The 270-nt window shown below is 65.6% G+C and carries 1 protein-coding gene; it reads left to right on the plus strand.

All coding sequences use genetic code 11. The features are described from left to right. Positions 1-50 precede the first annotated feature (50 nt). The coding region (locus tag FS507_RS20030; protein ID WP_145943843.1) for a hypothetical protein at positions 51-270 on the plus strand (220 nt) is incomplete at its 3' end.

Consider the following 270-nt stretch of genomic DNA (forward strand, 5'->3'; position numbering starts at 1 on the left):
TGGCAGAGGCGGATGGGAGGTAGTGGAGGAGGGGGGGGGGAGTTGATGGGGTGAGTTGGGAGAATGAGGGGAGGAGGTGGGGGAATGTGTGGAGGTGGGTGGTGGGGATGGAGTGGGTGAGGGTGAGGGGGGGTGAAGTGGGGGTGGGGGAGAGGGTGGAGGTAGGGGGGGAAGGGATGGTGGTGGGGGTGATGGTGGAGCTGGGTACCGATGTGGAGGGTAAGGTGCACCGGTCGGCGTTGAGTTTGTACGAGTCCGGGGAGACCGGTG

The organism is Corynebacterium glyciniphilum AJ 3170 (assembly GCF_007673095.1).
Taxonomy (GTDB): domain Bacteria; phylum Actinomycetota; class Actinomycetes; order Mycobacteriales; family Mycobacteriaceae; genus Corynebacterium.